The organism is Lactobacillus helveticus DSM 20075 = CGMCC 1.1877, from assembly GCF_000160855.1.
Taxonomy (GTDB): domain Bacteria; phylum Bacillota; class Bacilli; order Lactobacillales; family Lactobacillaceae; genus Lactobacillus; species Lactobacillus helveticus.
In genome coordinates this window covers 1-822 of sequence record NZ_GG700780.1, presented here as the reverse complement: position 1 = coordinate 822, position 822 = coordinate 1, and the positions used below count along the sequence as shown (strand labels likewise).

Annotated in this window: 1 pseudogene; it reads right to left on the bottom strand. The window is 43.8% G+C overall.

Going from position 1 to position 822, the window contains the following annotated elements:
* Positions 1-786, bottom strand: a pseudogene (locus HMPREF0518_RS09935) (IS5-like element ISL2A family transposase); the annotation flags it as partial.
* Positions 787-822 lie beyond the last annotated feature (36 nt).

Here is an 822-nt window from a genome sequence, read left to right as displayed (position 1 = left end):
TGATGATCCCGCAGATTAAATTCATTCTTAAATTAAAACGTCGGCGATGATTGCGATACGTAGTAGAAAATATTTTGTATGCTTTGACCTTGCCAAATACATGCTCGACCTTGATTCGAATTGAAGAAATTAAATGATTCAGCTCTCTGTCCTGCTGAGTCAGCGGTTTCTTCTTGCTGGATTTGACCGGTGTTTTTGCCTGAAAGCAAATCTTGTCCAATCCCTGATAGCCGCTATCCGCTAAAATCAAACCGGATCGGTGCAGACTGCGCCTTGACTCACGCAGCAGCCGCATGTCATGCCGGTATGCCTGGCAGCTGTCTAAATGAATAATTCTGCCGGTAGTGTCTGTAATCGCCTGGGCTTTTAAAACGTGCTGCTTTTTCTTGCCGGAATAATAAGCTGCTTGTCTTTTTTTGGGCGTTGAATCTTTACTTCAGTGGCATCGATTAAGACAACATCGTCTGGCTTGATTTCTTGCTTGCCAATGTTAAAGCCATGCTTAACCAAAGTCTCTTCGGCCCAGTGGCTTCTTCTGATCAGGTTGCTGTCATGCACACCGTAATCGGCAGCTATTTGTTCATAAGTACGGTATTCCTTGAGGTACTGCAAAGTAGCCAGAAGCAGGTCTTCAATTGCCAGCTTGGGCTTTCTGCCGCCTCGGGCATGCTTGACTTGATATTCGGCTTTTAATGCTTTGACCATTTCGTCAAAGACAGGCTTGGCAACGCCGATCAGACGCTTGAATCTGGTATTGTTTAAATTTTTAGCTGTTTCGTATTTCATAATTTAAGATTATAGCAGATGTTTCGCAGTAACTCT